General features: G+C 42.1%; 22 protein-coding genes. 2 read left to right on the top strand and 20 right to left on the bottom strand.

The window, feature by feature from the left end; translation table 11 throughout:
- The first annotated feature begins 35 nt into the window (after positions 1–35).
- Entirely contained in the window at positions 36–1,403 is a 1,368-nt protein-coding gene (locus NIT04_RS09215) for an MATE family efflux transporter (protein ID WP_252503327.1), read from the top strand.
- Between the two features lie 23 nt (positions 1,404–1,426).
- On the opposite strand, the gene NIT04_RS09210 is transcribed toward NIT04_RS09215, so the two are convergent.
- The 15 genes from NIT04_RS09210 to NIT04_RS09140 form a co-directional block, all read right to left on the bottom strand.
- Complete coding sequence (locus NIT04_RS09210) at positions 1,427–2,509, bottom strand: Ger(x)C family spore germination protein (protein ID WP_252503326.1); 1,083 nt, start codon at positions 2,507–2,509, stop codon at positions 1,427–1,429.
- Positions 2,506–3,522, bottom strand: coding sequence for a GerAB/ArcD/ProY family transporter (locus NIT04_RS09205; RefSeq protein WP_252503325.1), 1,017 nt, complete (start codon positions 3,520–3,522; stop codon positions 2,506–2,508). Before NIT04_RS09205 ends, NIT04_RS09210 begins: the two co-directional genes overlap by 4 nt.
- Complete coding sequence (locus NIT04_RS09200; RefSeq protein ID WP_252503324.1) at positions 3,519–4,955, bottom strand: spore germination protein; 1,437 nt, start codon at positions 4,953–4,955, stop codon at positions 3,519–3,521. Before NIT04_RS09200 ends, NIT04_RS09205 begins: the two co-directional genes overlap by 4 nt.
- Before the next feature lie 160 nt (positions 4,956–5,115).
- The gene (locus NIT04_RS09195) at positions 5,116–5,961 is read right to left on the bottom strand and encodes a CAP domain-containing protein (RefSeq protein WP_252503323.1); all 846 of its coding nucleotides are present in this window, start codon (positions 5,959–5,961) and stop codon (positions 5,116–5,118) included.
- Positions 5,962–6,150: 189 nt separating this feature from the next.
- Positions 6,151–7,053, bottom strand: a complete 903-nt coding sequence (locus tag NIT04_RS09190) for a GTP-binding protein (protein ID WP_252503322.1) — start codon at positions 7,051–7,053, stop codon at positions 6,151–6,153.
- Positions 7,054–7,113: 60 nt separating this feature from the next.
- The gene (locus tag NIT04_RS09185; RefSeq protein WP_252503321.1) at positions 7,114–8,613 is read right to left on the bottom strand and encodes a S41 family peptidase; all 1,500 of its coding nucleotides are present in this window, start codon (positions 8,611–8,613) and stop codon (positions 7,114–7,116) included.
- 84 nt (positions 8,614–8,697) lie between these two features.
- Positions 8,698–9,399, bottom strand: coding sequence for a purine-nucleoside phosphorylase (gene deoD, locus NIT04_RS09180; RefSeq protein WP_252503320.1), 702 nt, complete (start codon positions 9,397–9,399; stop codon positions 8,698–8,700).
- Between the two features lie 80 nt (positions 9,400–9,479).
- A complete protein-coding gene (locus NIT04_RS09175; protein ID WP_252503319.1) occupies positions 9,480–9,701 on the bottom strand; it encodes a YozE family protein in 222 nt (73 codons plus the stop codon).
- 14 nt (positions 9,702–9,715) lie between these two features.
- Positions 9,716–10,144, bottom strand: coding sequence for a peptide-methionine (R)-S-oxide reductase MsrB (msrB, locus tag NIT04_RS09170; RefSeq protein ID WP_371922578.1), 429 nt, complete (start codon positions 10,142–10,144; stop codon positions 9,716–9,718).
- Positions 10,138–10,668 (bottom strand): peptide-methionine (S)-S-oxide reductase MsrA, encoded by a 531-nt coding sequence (msrA, locus tag NIT04_RS09165; protein ID WP_252503318.1) that lies wholly within the window; start codon positions 10,666–10,668, stop codon positions 10,138–10,140. The genes msrB and msrA overlap by 7 nt, the downstream gene beginning before the upstream one ends.
- 12 nt (positions 10,669–10,680) lie before the next feature.
- Positions 10,681–11,256, bottom strand: coding sequence for a YpmS family protein (locus NIT04_RS09160; protein WP_252503317.1), 576 nt, complete (start codon positions 11,254–11,256; stop codon positions 10,681–10,683).
- Positions 11,257–11,262: 6 nt separating this feature from the next.
- The gene (locus tag NIT04_RS09155; RefSeq protein WP_252503316.1) at positions 11,263–12,081 is read right to left on the bottom strand and encodes a GDSL-type esterase/lipase family protein; all 819 of its coding nucleotides are present in this window, start codon (positions 12,079–12,081) and stop codon (positions 11,263–11,265) included.
- Between the two features lie 46 nt (positions 12,082–12,127).
- Positions 12,128–12,967, bottom strand: a complete 840-nt coding sequence (locus tag NIT04_RS09150) for a DegV family protein (RefSeq protein WP_252503315.1) — start codon at positions 12,965–12,967, stop codon at positions 12,128–12,130.
- A gap of 38 nt (positions 12,968–13,005) precedes the next feature.
- Complete coding sequence (locus NIT04_RS09145; protein WP_252503314.1) at positions 13,006–13,494, bottom strand: dihydrofolate reductase; 489 nt, start codon at positions 13,492–13,494, stop codon at positions 13,006–13,008.
- Positions 13,495–13,554: 60 nt separating this feature from the next.
- A complete protein-coding gene (locus tag NIT04_RS09140; RefSeq protein ID WP_252503313.1) occupies positions 13,555–14,496 on the bottom strand; it encodes a thymidylate synthase in 942 nt (313 codons plus the stop codon).
- 192 nt (positions 14,497–14,688) lie between these two features.
- Between NIT04_RS09140 and NIT04_RS09135 the strand changes: the two genes are divergently transcribed.
- Positions 14,689–14,964 (top strand): YqhV family protein, encoded by a 276-nt coding sequence (locus tag NIT04_RS09135; protein WP_252503312.1) that lies wholly within the window; start codon positions 14,689–14,691, stop codon positions 14,962–14,964.
- Positions 14,965–15,087: 123 nt separating this feature from the next.
- Here NIT04_RS09135 and NIT04_RS09130 read toward each other — a convergent pair whose 3' ends face one another.
- The 5 genes from NIT04_RS09130 to NIT04_RS09110 all read right to left on the bottom strand — a co-directional run bounded on the left by NIT04_RS09130 (position 15,088) and on the right by NIT04_RS09110 (position 19,813).
- The gene (locus NIT04_RS09130) at positions 15,088–16,320 is read right to left on the bottom strand and encodes an MFS transporter (RefSeq protein ID WP_252503311.1); all 1,233 of its coding nucleotides are present in this window, start codon (positions 16,318–16,320) and stop codon (positions 15,088–15,090) included.
- A 91-nt stretch (positions 16,321–16,411) separates the two neighbouring features.
- Positions 16,412–17,068 (bottom strand): YitT family protein, encoded by a 657-nt coding sequence (locus tag NIT04_RS09125; protein WP_252503310.1) that lies wholly within the window; start codon positions 17,066–17,068, stop codon positions 16,412–16,414.
- A gap of 121 nt (positions 17,069–17,189) precedes the next feature.
- A complete protein-coding gene (locus tag NIT04_RS09120; RefSeq protein ID WP_252503309.1) occupies positions 17,190–17,987 on the bottom strand; it encodes an ATP-binding cassette domain-containing protein in 798 nt (265 codons plus the stop codon).
- A gap of 15 nt (positions 17,988–18,002) precedes the next feature.
- Positions 18,003–18,785 (bottom strand): aliphatic sulfonate ABC transporter permease SsuC, encoded by a 783-nt coding sequence (gene ssuC / locus NIT04_RS09115; RefSeq protein ID WP_252503308.1) that lies wholly within the window; start codon positions 18,783–18,785, stop codon positions 18,003–18,005.
- Positions 18,782–19,813, bottom strand: a complete 1,032-nt coding sequence (locus NIT04_RS09110; protein WP_252503307.1) for a sulfonate ABC transporter substrate-binding protein — start codon at positions 19,811–19,813, stop codon at positions 18,782–18,784. Before NIT04_RS09110 ends, ssuC begins: the two co-directional genes overlap by 4 nt.
- Positions 19,814–19,922: the final 109 nt, after the last annotated feature.

The raw sequence follows: 19,922 nt of genomic DNA, 5'->3' as shown, positions 1-19,922 counted from the left end.
ACATGTCCGTTGTTGCTATGAAAGGGGTATTAGTAGTGGAACAAGCATTGCCGCTTCGCCAAAAAACATTGAACTTCACAAAAATAGTCATTCCGATACTCGTCACCCAAGTTGCACTCTATATGATGACTTTTTTTGATATTCTCATGACGGGACGTTATCATACGCATGATCTTGCGGGAGTTACAATTGGATCATCATTTTGGGTGCCAGTCTATACGGGACTTTCAGGAATTTTAATGGGACTTACCCCGTTGATCGCCCATTACATAGGGGGCAATCGTAAGAACGAGGTTCGCCCATCGGTTCAGCAAGGGTTGTATGTATCAATCGTTCTTGCTGCAGTCGTTTTTACAATTATGATGTTTGCCGTTATCCCATCCCTTCAGCATATGCCGCTAGAAGGCCAAGTTAGGATAGTTGCTGCGGATTACTTGAAAGGAATGAGCATCGGGTTACTCCCGCTATTCGCTTATACCGTTCTGCGATCATTTTTTGACGCACTCGGATCGACGCGAGTATCGATGTCCATCATTCTCTTATCTGCGCCAATCAACATTGTACTCAATTATTTACTCATCTTCGGGAAATTCGGATTTCCAGAACTGGGCGGAGCAGGTGCAGGCTATGCTTCCGGCATAACTTACTGGATTGTTTTCGGTATTGCATTCGTAATTGCAAAAATGCGGAAGCCGTTTCAAACGTTCACCCTTTTTACCAATTGGGAACGCGTCTCTTTCAATAGATGGAAAGAGATTTTGAAAATCGGTCTGCCGATTGGATTATCAATCTTTGTGGAAATCAGCATTTTTTCTGTTGTAACGCTTCTAATGAGCGGCTATTCAACTGAGACGATTTCTGCCCATCAGATAGCATTGAATTTTACGTCACTCCTCTATATGGTGCCACTTAGCATTTCAATGGGCGCTACGATTTTGGTCGGCCAATCAGTTGGAGCACGACAGATGAATGAGGCAAAGCATTACAGCTTCCTTGCTGTCGGGCTTGCCGTTCTGTTCAGCTTTATCTCAATCGTCATCTTATTGACGTTCAGGGAGCCGATCGCTTCCCTTTACACGAGTGACAAGGCGATCATTCAACTCTCAGTTCATTTCTTCCTATTCGCTGCGTTCTTTCAATTGTCAGACGCAATCCAAGCACCGATTCAAGGTTCTTTACGCGGCTACAAGGATGTAAATATGACGTTCTTAATGGCGATCATTTCATATTGGGTGATCGGCTTGCCTGTAGGTTATTTGACCGCAACCTATACCGATCTCGGCCCATATGGATACTGGGTTGGCCTTATTGCCGGTTTAACGATTGGAGCTATCACATTAAGCATTCGACTGCTCCAAATTCAAAAAAGAAATTCAGCCAAAAACAAAACCCGCGAAGCATAGTTGCTCGCGGGTTTTCATTAGCTTCAATTTATTATGCCGGTTCGTGTAACTTCCGCCTCGACTTTTACATTGATATCTAATTCCGAAAAGGTATCTTGCCATTTTCCTTTTTCCCATAAGTGAGGATGGAAGGCACGTACATGTCTGCCAAAGCCGACAGGGTCACTTTTCGCTTCCTGCAATTTTTTGACCACATCATTAAAATCCTTCGTCAGCTCTTTCGAAAGAAAATCCTCCAATTCTTTCCTCGCTTTTCTTTCATCCAAGTGATTATATGCAAATTCATTTACACTTACTTTCAACTTATAAGTTGCATTTATTTTGTCGTCTTTTATGTCCCATTTTTTCTTGTATTTGACGAGTGCAACGGTCACCGGGTACATTTTACCTTCTTTTTCTCGCTCGTATGTTAACATCGCATACTGACTCGGCTTCTTTTTAAGAATTTGAACGATGGTAGACTCCTTAGCGTCCAATGTGCGTCCCGTAAAAACTTTGTCACTGAACAAAGCGATCCCCACCACGCCAGGTGTGCCTGTCGTTTCGGACATCTTCATGTACGGTAATTGAAGATCAATCCCGTCGTCCAATAGTAATCTGGCAGCCAGTTGGATATCGACGTCTGGAATAACAGATGATAATTGGGCAGTTTTCAAAATTACATTGTAATAATCGGGGAGCTCTTTACCCATTTTTTCCGTCTTTTCCATATAAGGAGCTATATCTCCTTCCACTACCGCCAAACGACTGCTCAACCGGGTCCGAGGCATTCTGTAAGCGATATCGAATGTCTCCATAAGATTTGTCTTCGCCGCATCGGTTGTAACGAGTACAGCTAATACTTGAGAAGGGTCAAGCATTTCACCCGTTTTCCGATTGGCATCAAGCCGTGCTTCCTCAATGGAAACACCACTGCCTTCAACTGTCGAAAAACTGATGCTGTCGGGTTTAGCAACGACAGCATGTGTGAAGTATCCCGTCCAGTTTCCCGGTTCTCCATCGTACGCAATGAGCGGAACGATTGTAACATCTTTGTATAGCCGCTCATCCCAACACCCTGCCAGTAGAAAAGAACAGGCGATGGAGATAAGTATGATTTTTCTCATTTCTGCTTCCTCCGATTCGTAATGATGACGATAACCGGAATGAATAGGCCGAAAAGAAGATACACATAAACGATCATGTCATTCAATATCTCAACAAAATGTTTGGATAAAAAGAGCAAAGGCAAGAGTACAAGAAATACATGCCAAATGATGATATCTCTTTTGTGATGCTTGGAACGGATCCGGTGAACATACAAAGCGGCAAAAGAAAAGATTGCCACGGTGATAATGGTCCAAACTGTCCATATATACAAGAAAAACAAATCGAGGCGCTCAACAAAAGTCACTTCCTGAGCCTTCAGCAAAAATAACAGCGGTTCAGGGAGCCTTTCCAATCCGTGGCGTGTGAAGTACAAGAGCACGATGATGACAGAGAATAAAAAGAATGTAAACCATGTCAGTTGGTAGAAAAATAACGGGCCGCCTTTTATTTTTTGTTTGCTATCAACATGCTTCCTGAAAACCAAAAACAATTCACTTCCTACGAAAGCGAGCTGTGCTTTTAGAAACCCTTGAACCCATTCCTCCCCCGTCGATTCTCCAATCGGAAATAGATTCGTCCACACCAAGTCCTTCCAAGCAAACTGCAGAAAAATTAAAAACAAGAGTATTAATGGAATCAGGATGACAGACAAATTGATCACCGTTTCCGCCCTGCTCAGATTTGCATAGAGAGATACACTTACAAGTACAGTGATAACTATGATTTGTGGGGTTTCCGGAAACCCCCATACCGCTAATATATAATCGATATATGCAATATAAACAACGGTTATAAAAAGCCAGTACAATTTGTACAACCAACCAACAAACTGGCCAATCTTAAAATACTTATAATTGTACTCATAGAAAAGCAACAGCAAGTAGTGGAAAATTCCAGCAACAATGAATACAAGCCATGCATCCCTTCCAGCCGCATTGATAAAAGGAGATGGGAATGAGAAGAATGACGGTCCTGACTGGACAACAAACAGAATGAGGAAAAATTGATTTCTGGATAAATTGAAGTTCAATTTCTCCCCCGCCTTTTCCGCCTGCCCGTGCCATGTGTAAATGTTTGTTGTTGTTTATGATTTTTATAATATGGAATTCTGAAAAATATATTTTTAAAACGAGAAGGGTCAAATGGCACGACTGGTGACAAATAAGGCTGGTTCAGCGAAGACCTATTCATCAGATGGATAAATAAGATGATTGTCCCAATGGCGATGCCGAAAAAACCAAATAAAGTAGCAGCCATCATGAACGGAAACCGGATAATCCGTATCGTCGTGTTCATTTCGACACTTGGGACAACAAAGCTTGAAATTGCGGTCATTGCCACAACGACCACCATCAAATTCGACACGAGTCCCGCATTGACAATTGCATCTCCTATTACTAGCCCTCCAACAATACCGATTGTAGGACCGATCGGTGCGGGCAACCGGATTGTTGCCTCCCGGATGACTTCTATGAACAGCTCCACAATTAGCGCTTCAACGATTGGACGGTACGGAATGAATTCCACGGCTACTTTTACTTTCCTACTTAGATCATACGGTAAAATTTCCGAATGGAAACCGACCACAGCGATATAAAATGCTGGTAGGAAAACAGCAACCAGGAAGCTGAATATCCTTAACATCCGAAAGAAAGATCCGACAAGTATACGACCATTAAAATCGTCCGGTGTTTCGTAAAACGAAAAGAAATTGACGGGTGCAATTAATGCCGAGGGAGATTGGTCTGTAAAAATGACTATTTTCCCTTCCAGCAAATTCGCCACGGCACGATCCGGTCTTTCCGTGTTCAAAAACTGCGGAAAAGGAGACCAAACTGAATCCTCTAAGTAATCCTCGATTTGTCCAATGCTGTATATCTTTGTTCGATCAATATCTTCTATGCGTGTTTTAACTTCCTTTACGACATCTTTATTAGCAATTGACTCAATATAGACATATGTAACTTTCGTATTCGTATCTTCTCCAAGCCGTACATCCTTCACGACTAAATCAGAAATGAAAAGATGCTTCCGTATAAGTGAAATGTTTTTGTCGATACTTTCTACGAAACCTTCATGTGGACCGCGAATGACTATTTCATTATTCGGCTCGGTAGTTGTACGCACTTCAAATGAAGGAATTGTAATGGTCATTAGCAGATTCGTCGTTGGGAAAACAATTGCAACAAAACCATTCGAAACACTCTCGACCAATTTAGGAACTGAAAATGCGCCTGCACTAGAAGTTGCGGTTCCAGCCCAATTTGGAAGATCAGCACTCGAACGAAGGCGAAGAATTTCAATCTGCTTGTTCACTTCACTGCTGTCGGTCAATGTATTAAAAAAGCAGACAATTGCATCTCCATCTTTCCAGGTGATTTTTCGCACGGTAAGATCAGCGGAATCATGGAAAAGACTTTGTATATATAAAATCAAACTCTCATTTGATGTAACATCATCCATGACATTCACCTCAAGAAAAAGTATGCACCCAGCAAAAATGTTTTAAACGCATACCTCGAGGTTCATCATTTGGAGATACGTGCATTTACCTGAATGCTGTCAAAAAAAGACATCCTTTGCACCTAAATGGTACAAAGGATGTCTCTACATTTGCAAATAATTATTTTTGAATGAATTGTTGTGTCCAATATTGACCGTTTGCATCATAACCGATGCCGATATGAGTGAAGTTCGGCGTCAAGATGTTTTGTCTATGACCAGGAGACTCCATCCAAGCTTTCACAACTTCTTCGGCAGAACGCTGACCCATTGCGATATTTTCAGCAGCGGAGCGGTATGTTACCCCGTTTGCTTTCATTTGATCGAAAGGAGAGCCGTATGTCGGGCTTGTATGTGAAAAGTAGTTATTAGTCGCCATATCCGTTGATTTTTGACGAGCTGAATTCATGAGATTCTTGTCGATTTGCAATGGTTGCAATCCGGCTTTCTTTCTTTCGGCATTCGTCAACTCAAGAACCGCTTGTTCAATCGCGGAAACATCATTTTGAACCGGCTTTTCAACTGGTTTAGCTTGTTCTGCAGGTTTAGCTTGTTCCACAGGTTTGGCCTGTTCTACTGGCTTCGATTGTTCTACAGGTTTCGTTGGTTGTACTGGAGCTGGTTGTTCAACCTGTTGTTTCGGTTCTGGTTTAACCTGTTCCGCAGGTCGCGCTACGTTCACCGGTTTTGATTCTAGCGGTTTCTTCACCGGTTCAGCAGATTGTTTATAAGTAACCTCTATATTTTTACCAAAATATTTTTCTAAGTCATTCAAGTACATATTAATATATTGGTTAACTCCTTCAGGATTGTAAGAAGAAAATTTCCCTTCATATACATAATACTGAACGTTTTGCACCGCTTTTTGGATTTCCAAGTCGTTGTTGCTATAAGAAGCTTCAACACTGTTGTTGTTCGACATTAATAACGCCGAACCGAGCAAGATGACAGCCATCGATTTTTTCATCTTATAACTCCTCCCTTCGCAAACTATCATAACGCATGCGAGAAGGAGAGAATCGGAATTAAATCCCAGTGGAACCAAAGAATTTCTGAACCCGATGACAAAGGTGAATGAAAAACGTTAGAATTGGGTTGTTTTGGTCAATTCGACTATTATTGCAACTAATAAGGGGTTGACAGTAAGCTCATGGACTTACAATCCATCGTACTCTATTTGGTTAATCCCTTCTCCGATAATTACAAGTCTCGGCTCCATTTTCACATACTCGGGTAGCCAATTCACCATTCCATATGCATATTGGAAAAGGTACGGGTTCGGTGTTCCTTTCACAGGTACATAGCCCTTCATCCGATATACCGTATCCGGCAATGACTTGACCCAATCTTCAAATTCATCCTTATCAACAGGCCTATCGAACGTAATTAATTTGGAGGTCAAAGGAAGATTTTGTCCAGATACAAAAGATTCCCTTGTCGGATTTGAAACGTCACTAAGCATTTTCTCAATGTACGAGAAAGAGATATCCGCATTCGTAGTTTGAATGATGGGAGCCGTACTATTGAAATTTGAAAGTTCCATCGAGACTGTCGCCAATTCGGATTCCGACAACAAATCGGTTTTATTTGCCAATAAAATATGAGCATGCCGAATCTGTTCCATGAATAATGAACGAATTTGGGGCGACATTTTATCCCTTTCCAACCAACGCTTGGTGTCTGCAACTGTAACAATCCCTTTGATTTGTAACCGTTCTGCAAATAAAGGAGAGTAAACAGCGTCTAGAGCTTCGACAGGGTGAGCGGCACCTGTCGTCTCAATCAATATGACATCAATGTCATCATTCTCTTCCAGCAAGCCTTGTAGCTGCGCCTCCGTTTTTTCTGAACCCGTGCAGCAAATGCATCCATTCAAAAGTTCTTTTAACGGGATGTCTTTTTCTTTGCCGACTGTATCAGAATCAATTGAAATAGAGCCAAATTCATTCATAAAAATTGCCGGCTTTTTTCCTTCCTCTTTCAATTGGGAAATCAAATTTTTCAATAAGGAAGTTTTTCCACTTCCTAAAAAACCGCTTAACAAATATACGTCAATCATGAGTATCCCTCTTTTTTTACATGAAAAGCGCCCATCCGTGAAGGAGTGGACGCTTTCCAATCATTTTTTTATTTGTTCCATTAAAACTTCTTTCGCTTTTAGCAACTGTGGGTCTTCTTCTTGGATTTTATTTCTCAGCTCGTTCATCAATCCATAAGTCGTGTCCCCCACGAGGACGCCATCCTCTTTCAAAGATAACGCCTTTTGAAGTTCTACAACGGCAGTCTCCATCGTTTGATCGAAGAGACCGTCGATTTCACCTGGGTCATATCCGACAGCGCTTAACATTTCCTCCGCTGTTTTTATTGCAGGTGATACCATTCCCTCTTTCATTTCCATGGATGGATCAAGGAATGGGAGCATCGCATATGAAGGGTAAGGAACTTCAAAATCAGGCTCAATTCCTTTTTCATGTATCCAGTTGCCGTCAGGCGTCAACCATTTCGCTGTTGTCAACTTCAAATTGGATCCGTCCGGCAAGTCTTTCGGTGTCTGAACGGTCCCTTTTCCATACGTTTTAATACCGATGAGCGGTACATTTGCTGATTCTTTTAAAGCGCCTGCCAATATTTCTGAAGCTGAGGCACTGCCGTCATCGATAATCAGAGTGACAGGAACTTTCACTTTCCTTCCGTCAGAAGCGACATACACTTCGGGGTTATTCCCTTTACCTTCATACTGGAAGAGGTTCTTATCCTTCTCAACGAAAAGGTCGGAAATGTCGATTGCTGTGTTCAACATGCCACCAGGATTTTGACGGACGTCCATGATAAGACCTTCCATGCCTTGCTCTTCCATTTCATCTAGTGCAGCCAATAACTCTTCATACGTATGCTCGGAAAAGCTTGTAATATGAATGTGGGCAATATTGTTATCAAGCATTTCTGCATAGACTGTTTCGATTGGAATGACGTCTCTGACAATTTTCACATCAAATGGCTCGCCCATTTCGCCGCGACGGACGGAAAGGGTCACTGTTGTCCCCTTTTTACCGCGTATGAGAAGTACAGCCTCTGAAGAGGACATTCCTTGAATGCTCTTGCCGTCTACAGCGATGATCAGATCATTTGGCAAGAGGCCAGCACGTTCCGCGGGTGAATTCTTGATTGGTGAAACGATATTGATAAACCCGTTTAACTCTTGGATTTCGGCACCGATTCCTTCAAAGCTCGAGGAAATGCTTTCAGTTAATTGACGTGCTTCCTTTTCATTTAAATAGTCTGAAAAAGGATCACCTAATGCTTCAATCATACCGTTGATGGCTCCATCAATTACAGCCGATTCATCAATTTCGTTATAATAGGTTTTTTTCATTTCATCGTAAGCTTCATATAGCTTTTTAAATTCCTTGCGATCTGTCGTCGGGTTTTGAGGACTGACCACTTCTACGACCTTATCCTCTCCAGTAGTCAACGCAAAAAACGTCACAGCGGCAGTTGCAAGGACGAGGCCGAATATGAGCATGACTAACGAGAAAGGTTTCATTCGTATATAACGCTTTGCCGGCGGTTCATAGTTTGTTTCAGCTTCATGTCCGCCATATTTCTCTTTTTCGTCCATCCCATTCCCCACTTTCTTTCCCATTATACCGGTTTATTCAAAAAAAGACCGCCGTTGATCAGCGAGCGGTCCTCCTTTGCACGATTATTGAATTGCAGCTTCGAGTGCAACAACAATCATGTCATTGAATGTCGTTTGGCGTTCTTCGGCAGTTGTGACTTCTCCAGTAAGGATATGATCACTAACCGTCAATACTGCTAAAGCCTGTCTTCCGAATTTCGCAGCCAATGTGTAAAGGGCCGCAGCTTCCATTTCGACAGCTAACACACCGTATTGTGCAAGCTTTTCATGCTCAGCGTGCTCATTGTAGAAGAAGTCTTCTGTGTAAATGTTACCTACTTTCAATTTTAAGCCTTTTTCCAAACCTGCATTGTAAGCTTTTAGCAGGAGATCGAAATCCGCTGTCGGTGCATAATCGACGCCATTGAAAAACGTCCGGTTGATCGGTGAATTCGTCGTCGCGCTTTGTGCCAAAATGACATCGCGCACGTGTACGTCTTTTTGAATTGCCCCGCAAGTACCTACACGGATCAGTTTCTGTACATCATATTCTTGCATTAGCTCATTGATGTAAATAGAGATGGATGGAACGCCCATGCCTGTTCCTTGAACAGAGATGCGCTTCCCTTTATATGTTCCTGTGTATCCGAACATATTTCTCACTTCGTTATACTGGGTTACATCCTCTAAGAATGTTTCTGCGATATATTTTGCACGTAATGGATCTCCTGGAAGTAGAATCGTTTCTGCAATATCGCCTTTTTTCGCATTAATATGTATGCTCAATTAATCCGCCTCACTTTCAAATTTCTTTTCTAATCATACAGTTAATCGGCACTTTATGCAACGGAGATAGTCGTTCCAACCTATTGAAAACGCTCTTCGTACATTGCATACAATTCGTCGAAAACTACACTTGGCATTTCTGGGTCCGCTTTCTCCTCCAAGTAGCGGGAAAGCGAATCGAAGCCTTTTTCATCTTTAGGGAAACTATGGTCATTGAACACTGCTTCAGCAAAGGCGGATTTTTCATCGTCTTTCTTCCCTCCCCGGAAAGATAAAACAAATTGATAAAACGAACGATCCATCCTCGAACCTCCTTTCAGTCATTGAATAAGTGTGTATATTCACCGTATCCTTCTTCTTCAAGCTTGTCGGCAGGAACAAAACGAAGAGCTGCAGAGTTAATGCAATAACGGAGGCCAGCCGGACCCGGGCCGTCAGGGAAGACATGTCCTAAATGAGAGTCTGCCGTCCTGCTGCGTACTTCAGTCCTGCGCATTCCGTAGCTCGTGTCAAAATGCTCTGTCACTTCTTTGCTCTCGATCGGTTTCGTGAAGCTTGGCCATCCACACCCGGCATCATACTTGTCTTTAGAACTGAATAACGGCTTCCCGGAAACGATATCGACGTAGATCCCCTCTTCATAATGGCTATCGAATTCATTGTTGAATGGTGGTTCTGTTCCATTTTCCTGTGTCACATAGTATTGCATTTCCGTCAAAGACTTCTTGAGATTTTCCTTCAAGATTGATCACCCCAATGTTCAGTTTTGAATCGTACACGCCCGGAACCTATCGAATATCGTTCATAATGTGAAGGGTTTTTCATGTAATAGTTTTGGTGCCCCTCTTCAGCGGGATAGAACGGTTTTGCCGGCAAAATATCTGTTTGAATCGGCTTGTCGAATTTCCCGGAGGAGTCAAGCTCCTGTTTGGATTTGACAGCAAGCTCTTCTTGTTGCTGTGAATGTGTGAAAATTGCAGTGCGATACGATTCTCCCCGATCGAAGAACTGTCCTCCCGCATCTGTTGGATCAATTTGACGCCAAAAAATAGATAGGAGCTCCTCATAAGAAATGATCTCATCGTCAAAAGTGATTTGAACGGCTTCGCGATGCCCCGTTGTATTCGTGCAGACGAGTTCGTATGTTGGATTCTCGACATCTCCTCCTGTATATCCGGAGACGACGGACAAGACTCCATCATACCGATCGAAAGGTTTTACCATGCACCAAAAACACCCACCGGCAAATGTCGCTTTTTGAATTGGCAAGTTTACCCCTCCTCAATCATTAGGTATCGTCACTTCGAGTTCAATATTATCATTCACAAGATCAACCGATTTAGCCCGTACTTGCAAATTGCCTGCTATTTCAAGATCCGTCAAATGGATGAAGATCTCTTCCTCTTTCGGTCTAACAATCATCCACGGCGGCAGCTTGACAGAATCACGCAACACTGTCAAAACGGCTGAAGGAGGAAGTTCCAATTCTGCAATTTCCATCGAAGTCTGTTTCAGCATTAAATTCCCATCCTCCTGTACAACCGGATCAAAATGCATCAAGAGAGGAAATGTAATTCCAAATGCAGTTAATTCAGAATGAAGCCTTACGTCATTCTTCACTTCCATAATCACAGGAAGCTTTTCTCCTTTCATTGCTTTCCGGATATAATTATTCGCAAGCGCCTCCAAATCGCTCCGGGTCGCTTTGACGCTTAACACGCTGCCTTTCGGCGTATATTGATTTAAAGGGGGAAGCGGGTCCGAATCCCCCGGACTTTCAAGGAACATAATTAAAGCAATAATACCGGTCGCTAAAAGACCGACCAGTACGAAAAATGCTATTTTCCAAAGATTCACTAACGGTCACCTCGACATTTCCAATTTTCCATCCGACAATTTCGTCAAATCGCATTGATCGATTTTCTCGATAAAGCGATCTGCCATCGATACATACCCTTTCGCGTTTGGATGAAAAAAATCGGAATGGTATACCATGTTTTCATTACTCGAAAATAAGTCGACCACGGGGACAAAACATGCTTTTCCGTCCATGATCGTCTGTATTTCGATCGCTTCATTCCAATCTTCGATGACCGTTTCAAATTCATTTGCTTCATCTGTGACAATAGACAAGGGATTGTATAACCCTGCAACCACAATAATAGCATCACCATTCAAACCACGAATCATCTTAAAAATTTCATCAAGCCGATTTTCAAATTTGCCCAATTCGACATAAAACGGCTTTGCGGTCAAATTGAAAAGATTCTCTTTGACGATTTTCATCATGTCATTCCCGCCGATTGTTATATAAATGACATCCGCACTTTTAATTTCAGCTTGGATCTCCTCTTTTTCCAATTGATCAATTAATTGATCGCTTCGCCTTCCTCTTTTGGCCAAGTTTTTCGACTCAATCGTATCGACGCCTTTCCAATCATTCATTGCTAAAGCAACGCGCCCGAAATAACCGCCCCTTTTCAGCTCATCTCCCACTCCTTGGGTAAGTGAGTCCCCAAGTCCGATAACAGTGACCTCTTCGGGAATGAAATAATCCGGGACATTAAAGTCCGACAGTGCCAAACCTTCCCTTTCGGAAAATGACGATGTCTCGAAGACGGCTCTTTCCTGGCATCCGGATAAAACGAATGAGAAGACGATGAAAAAGAAAATTCTTCTCATAAACACAGTTCCCCTTTTTTTAGTTATTGAACCGCCCGCAGATCGATCAGTCAGTATAATACATGAAACCGATTGCGCCTTCGCCTGTATGTGTGCTGATGATCGGGGATGTGAATGAGAATTTGACATCCTTCAAACCCGAATCTTCTATTAGCTGTAATAGCGGTTCCGCCATTGCCATCCCGTTTGCATGAGATATGCCGATCGAGCGTATAATTTTCCCGGCGGTCTCTTCCTTGAATGCTTTGAAAAGATGCGAAACGACTTGTTTATGGCTGCGTGCTTTCCCTACAGGTGTATAGACGCCGTCTTGCAACGTCGCGATTGGTTTAATGTTCAATAAAGAGCCGATCAACGCTTTCCCTTTTCCGATTCGGCCGCCTTTCACGAGATTATCCAACTTGTCGACGACTACAAATAGAGTCGTATTTTTACGTACATGCGTCAATCTGTCAATAATCTCCTTGGAGCTCTTACCTTCGCTCGCCATTTTGGCAGCTTCGACGACTTGGAACGTCAAAGCGTGGGAAATGAACATAGAATCGATGACCGTCACTTTCGAGTCAGTCATTTCAGCTGCAGCTTCGGCTGATTTCACTGTTCCGCTCATGCCGCCAGTCATATGGATGGAGATGATCTCGCTCCCGTCTTCACCAAGTCGGTCATATAATTCTTTGAAAACACCTGCGGCAGGCTGTGAACTTTTCGGAAGCTCTTTGCTTCCGTTCATTTTTTCAATGAAAGATTCTGGTTGTAAATCGATTCCATCTGTATACGTAATGCCGTCAATATGGATTGTCAGCGGGACAACATGAATATCATATTGGTCAGTATAGTTTTCAATCAAATCTGCTGTCGAGTCCGTTACGATATGAATTTTCTTCAAGTAAAGCACTTCCTTTACATTTTTGAGGCAGTCAAAAGTTAGCTGTTCGACGTTCTATCAAAGATCAAATAAGAATACGGGATGCCTTCTTCCGTAAAATGATCTTCCGACTCTGATACAAGCTTCCAGCTATTATCATGTTCAGGGAAAAATGTATCCCCTTCATACTCTTTTCGGATGATCGTTATGTAAAGACGATCTGAAATGTCCATCGATAAGTTGAAAATTTCGGCTCCACCGATAATGACAACTTCATCCGAATACTCTTTTCCTCGCTCAATCGCTTTTTGAAGGTCGTGGAAAATTTCCACCCCTTCAGCCTCGTAATTTTCATTACGTGTGACGATAATATTCATTCTCCCAGGCAACGGACGACCGATTGATTCGAACGTTTTCCTTCCCATGACAATGGCTTTCCCCATTGTCACTTTTTTAAAGTATTTCAGCTCTTCCGGGATATGCCAAGGCATTTTATTATCGATGCCGATTACCCGGTTCAAATCGTATGCAACAAGTAAAGAAATCATATTATCATCCCTTCGTTTTGTGATCGTCTAGAATACGGGCAGGCGCCCTGCGCTTTTGTTTTAAACAGCTATTGGTGCTTTTATTTTTGGATGAGGGTCATATCCCTCAACAGTGATGTCTTCATATGTCAATTCAAAAATGGATTTTTCTCCGATATTCAGTTTCAGTGTAGGAAGTTTTTTCGGAGTTCTCGACAATTGCTCCTTCACTTGCTCCATATGATTCAAATAAATATGTGCATCCCCTAACGTGTGAATGAATTCACCGACTTCCAGATTGCATTCATGCGCTATTAAATGGACGAGCAATGCGTACGAAGCAATGTTGAACGGCACTCCGAGGAATACATCAGCACTCCTTTGATAGAGCTGGCATGATAGCTTACCATCCGCAACGTAAAATTGGAATAAGGCATGGCAAGGCGGTAGAGCCATATCGTTCACTTCTGATGGATTCCAAGCAGTGACAAGGTGTCTGCGCGAGTCTGGATTTCGCTTAATCCCCTTAATCAATTGTTCTATCTGATCGATGACGCCTTCCCCAACACCCCAAGATCTCCATTGCTTTCCATAAACCGGTCCCAAATCACCATATTTAGCTGCGAACTCGTCATCTTCGAGAATGCGTTTCTTATAAGCTGTCATTTCAGCCTCGTATGTACGTGCAAATTCTTCATCTTGAAGACTACGCCTGCCGAAATCCGACATATCCGGCCCCTCATACTCCTTGCTATTAACCCATCGTTCGAAGCCCCACTCATCCCAAATTGGATTTCGATCATTTATCAACGTCCGAAGAGTCGTGTCGCCTTTTAAGAACCATACTAACTCAGAGGCAATCAAACGGAATGCCGTTTTTTTCGTTGTCATTAACGGAAAACCTTCTTGTAAATCGTATCTCATCTGATAGCCGAAAACACTGATCGTTCCCGTGCCCGTTCTATCTTCTTTCACTGTTCCATTTTCAAGAATATGTGAGCATAACTCTAAGTATTGTTTCATGTAATAAATCCTCCTTATTCTTAATTGACAGTATAGCAAAAATAACTATCAATATCGCCTCTGCGGTATTGCATCAGGAGTTATTATTGATTGTGCTTAATAAACTTACCAGAATGTGTGAGATTAAGTTCCGCGAGCCAAAATAATCCTTACCTGCGTTGCATATATTACGTATGAATACGACCAGGGGATGTGATTACCTTTATAGAAAGGGCACTGCTTTTTATAATTATGTTAAGAGTAATTTCAGGAAGTATAGAAATAACAGCTGCCGCATTGATGTTTAAGTTCAACGATTTAGAAAAAGCCTTTTATATTAATTCGCTGCTTGCATTAGTAGGTCCCTTTATTTTAATTGTTACGACTGGAATAGCCTTACATGGTCTGACTGATAAAATCTCTTTAACAAGGATAATTTGTCTTTTTGCCGGAATTTGTCTCATTTTTTATAGTTTGAAATCAAATTAAAGGCTTCATTAATTACATATCTGCATTATGAAAAGGACCCATACAGCTCACAATTGCTGCTAGGTCCTTATTTTTTATCCCGCAGTTACGGGCAGTATAATCTCCACTGATTGAAGTATCGCTTTATGTTACTTCATTCGATTCTCCAATTTCATCGACTTTAATGAACTTAAAAACGATGAACGTTAGGATAGCTCCTAGTACACCTGCGATAATATAACTGCCTTTGAGAAAATCTTTCATGGCTAGTGACATAATAGGGGGACCTGCTGCAACACCGATAAATCTTGCTGAACTATAAAAAGATGTAACGGTGCCTCTAAACTCCTTTTTAATATTTTCTGTAATAATTGCGTCAAGTGCAGGCAATAAAGCTCCAATTGCGATGCCCACTGCACTTGTTACGACTAACAGAAGGATCAGTTTTTTGCTTGTAAACCCAACGAAAATGACGCTAGCGGACATTGCGATTAAGCAAGCAATCATTACTTTTTTAATGGTCGGTAGATTCCCTTTGATTTTTCGCCCGGAAACAAAAGAAGCAATACAAAAAAACAAAAGCGGAATTGCCAGGACGAAACCTTTCTTAATGCCCTTTATATCATGGACAGTTTCAAGGTTTTCCGATAAGAAAAATAACATACTGAATAAAATCAGCATAACAAGAACTCCATTAAGAAATACGGTATACAACCATTTACCTTCTGTTTTAAATATCTTTTTTGTATCACCTAAAAACTTTTTAAACTTTACCGGCTCATCTTTTTCTTTTGGGACTTTAACAAAGAAAAAGATGAGTACAATTGATATTAAACTAAGCGCTGAAATGGAGAAAAACGGCAGGAACCATAATATTGCGGCAAATATTGAACCTAAGATGGGGGCTAACACTTTTCCGAACGCGTTCGACGTTTCGATAATACCTAAACTAGAACTCATTTTTTCGCTGTCATCTTTATAGAGGTCTCCTACGAGCGGCATTACAATTGGCATGGCTCCAGCCACCCCTATACCCTGTAAAACCCGGCCAATAATAATAACCGAGTAAGGGTCTTCCATCTTCCATGAAGCAAACCCAGCTACCAGACCTCCGATTAAAGCAAGGACTAAACTAGGTAATATCACCATTTTCCGTCCAAAGCGGTCTGATAAATAACCCGCTACCGGTATAAGGAAAATAGCTGCAACTGAATAGCTCGTAATGATCATACTCGATTGAAATGATGTAATTCCAACCTTGTCTTCCAGTATAGGAAGCACGGGAATAAGCATGGAATTTCCTAGCGTCATGATGAGAGGAACTGAAGCCAAACTTACAATACACCACACACTCACTTTTTCAACACTTTTTTCCAATACTACACCTCGCCAATCGAAATTTTGCTGATTAGAGGTATAGTCTCCTTACGTGTTCATTTTATTCGTTCAACCTTGTCCATAATTCTTACTAATCTCTTCCCCAAATCAAATCAATAATCACTCTTTTTCTTGGCACACGTACATTATATAACCATTTAACAATTGTCGTAGACACCCATTGGCAAATCAATGCTTGAATAATGATTTCCCATACAATGACGTAACCAGTTATTACAAAGATGATGCCATTGATCCAAAATAGGGACTTTCCTGGATTGATTTTCTTATACTTGGCAATGATCAATGCGATGACTCCTACACCACCGTTTGATACGCCCTGTCTAAGATGAATAGCAATTCCAGTGCCCAAAAAAACAGATCCGAATAATATGTCGAGTGAAACAGTTGAGAATGGGGAATCCAAAGACACTTCAAATAGATTAACGGAGATTGAGGTGACGGTAATACCAAAGAGGGTGCCAATTGTACTTTTGCCGCCGAGATAATGCAAAGCAAACAATAACATCGAAGCATTCATGATCCAAAGAGCCAGACTTAACGGAATTCCAAACCAATAGTTCAGCAATACTGTTAAGCCGCCTGCTCCACCTGATGGGATATAGTTTGGAAATAAAAACACGCCCATGGCAAAGCCTTGGATAACGGCCCCTATAGTCACAAGAATATATTTTCGTAAGAAGTTGCTACTATTTTTTGCGGGTTGTCTACGATTTCTTCTTTTCACTTGGCATCATCCTAATTTGATATAGCACAATGGTTTGTACTATAGCAGTCTATGCACTGAAAAAAGAATGGATACCATCATTTTGCCGGGACATTCGTCTATCAACTGCCCCGGCAACTTCTTATAGGACCGCTTTCGGTACTGGTTTGAGCTGATAACTATTCTCTTTCAACCTGTCTGGTTTGCTATGATTCGGCTCATCAAGGATCCGCTTCAAGATTTGGTTCACTGTAGAAGTGAAGGTGGCGTGATCTCGTTGTCTTGGCCTCGGAAGTGGAATCGCTACATCCTGGGCAATCATTCCGTCTTGGAGCAGGATGACTCGATCTGCCAAAGATACTGCTTCTTCCACATCATGTGTAACAAGTAACGCCGTAAACCCGTGTTTCTGCCATATGTTTTCGATTAAGCTCTGCATCTCGAGACGGGTGAACGCATCGAGTGCTCCGAGCGGTTCATCGAGCAGCAACAGACTCGGCTTATGGATGAGGGCCCTCGCTAATGCAACCCGTTGTTTCTGACCTCCAGATAGTTTGGCAGGCCATTCATGGACTCGATGTTCGAGACCAACATTTTTCAATACAGTCATAGCCTCTTCCCGGTGAGATCCTTTCAATCCTAACGCAACATTCTCCAAAACCCTCTTCCATGGCAGTAGGCGTCCATCTTGGAACATCATGCACGATTGTCGATTGATTGTTAGTAATTGTTCATGCTCAATCAGGATCTGTCCGTCCGAGGGTTTCTCCAAACCGGAAAGCAACCGAAGCAACGTGCTTTTCCCACAGCCGCTCTTTCCGACAATCGCAACAAATTCCCCTTTACGTATGTTCAGGGATAATTGATCAAGTACTTTTGTGCCGTTGTATGATTTCTTCAAATCCCTAAGTTGTATGTGGAATTGTTCTTCTTTTTTCATGCTCACCCTCCATCCCTAAAGTTGTTTCGCATATCCTGGATGCCATTTTAGCCATCGCTGCTCAAGGAAGCGTGCAATCATATCAGATAGTTTTCCGAGGAAGGCATACAGTAAGATACTCAGAATAATGACATCCATTTGCATGAATTCCCGGGCATTCATCGCCATATAGCCAATTCCGGATGTGGAGGAGATGGTTTCAGCAACAATGAGGGTAATCCACATTATTCCGAGAGAAAAGCGGATTCCGACTAAGATGGAAGAGAGTGCTCCTGGGAAGATCACATTGAAAAATAGGGAGACTTTAGTCAGACCATAAATCTTTCCCATCTCGATTAGCCCCAAGTCGACAGATTTAATACCGTGGTACGTATTAATGTAGATTGGGAAGAGTACCCCTGATGCAACAAGGAAGATTTTCGCTTCTTCCCCGATTCCGAACCATAGAATGACGAGTGGAATTAGCGCCAGATGTGGAATATTCCGTAGCATCTGTACGGATGTATCAATTAACAGTTCAGATGTACGGAATAATCCGTTTACGAGTCCTAAAATGAACCCGATACTTCCTCCAATCAAGAAACCGATTAAAGCTCTCCCGAGGCTCACCCAAACGTGATGGAACAGCTCACCTGATTGAGTTAGCTCAACTGCCGCCATGAGTACGTCCGATGGCGCAGACAGGGTTTTAGCTGACAGGATTCCTGTCATACTTGTTAGTTGCCAAATGATCAGAATCAGAAAAGGTACGACCCAAGGGAGCGTTTTGTAAAGGGTCTTTGTAACTGTGGGTCTCATTTCCCTCCATCCTTTTCAAATGAAAATACCCGTTCCTTTACGTTAATTTTTGTCGGGATTATTCCTAAATCATAGAAAGTGTCTGCAATGGACTGCTGTTCAGATATTATTTCTTCGGAAATCTCTTTCTCTACTCCATGTACCCGTCTATCTACTGCTAACTTCATGGAAGCTTCATCGATCCCTAAAATATCTGCGAGCATCTTCGTAAGTTCTTCAGGATTTTCATTGGCCCAGTTACTGGAGTTCTGGATTTCTTCAATAACTTCCTTCAAGATGTCGCTATGTTCAGCGGCAAAGTCTGACGATGAGAGAAAGAAATCACGGTCTGTAGTTAACCCTTCACCATTTACTAAAAGTCGCGCTCCTGTTGTTACTTCTGTATCGGCCGTATATGGATCCCAAACCACCCAAGCATCGATGTCCCCTTGTTCGAACGCAACGCGAGCATCTCCAGGCGATAGAAATGCCGGTGTAATATCCTCATACTTCAGGCTTGCTTTCTCCAAAGCTTTCACAAGTAAATAGTGAGAGCTTGAGCCCTTAGCAAAACCGATTGTTTTTCCTTTCAAATCTTCAAGTTCCTGGATAGGTGAGTCATCCTTTACCAAAATTCCTGAACCTTCGAACTTCGAGAATGCTACAGCTATATATTGAAGTGAAGAACCCGAGGCCTGCGCAAAGACCGGAGGAGAATTACCCGTTCTTCCGAAATCGACACTCCCCGCATGTAAAGCTTCAAGAAGAGCTGGACCAGCTTGAAATTCATGCCACTCAACTTTATATCCGAGCGGTTCCAACCGTTTCTCTAACGTTCCTAAGTTCTTCAAGATGAATAAAGGACCATTTTTCTGATAACCAATCCTGATTTTTTGGTCTGCAGTGGTTTTTGGTTTTGGATCTTCAGTGGTGCCACAAGCACTCAAGACCAATCCCATAACTAAAAGCAGGCTACCCAATAATGCTAACTTATGTTTGAATCTCCTTACTATCAACAGTGGTACACATCCCCTCAACATTTCAGCCATTTGATGGTAGTTGGGCAAATAGCTGGTTCATACAAAGTATGCATTGAGGTGAATAAGGGCTTAGGCGTGATACCCGTGAAAGTGACATATCAACTTTCCAAAAGAAAAA

This window comes from Sporosarcina sp. Marseille-Q4943, from assembly GCF_943736995.1.
In the GTDB taxonomy this organism is placed as follows: domain Bacteria; phylum Bacillota; class Bacilli; order Bacillales_A; family Planococcaceae; genus Sporosarcina.
Note: the sequence above shows the minus strand (reverse complement) of the source record. Positions and strands in the feature narration are given on the sequence as shown.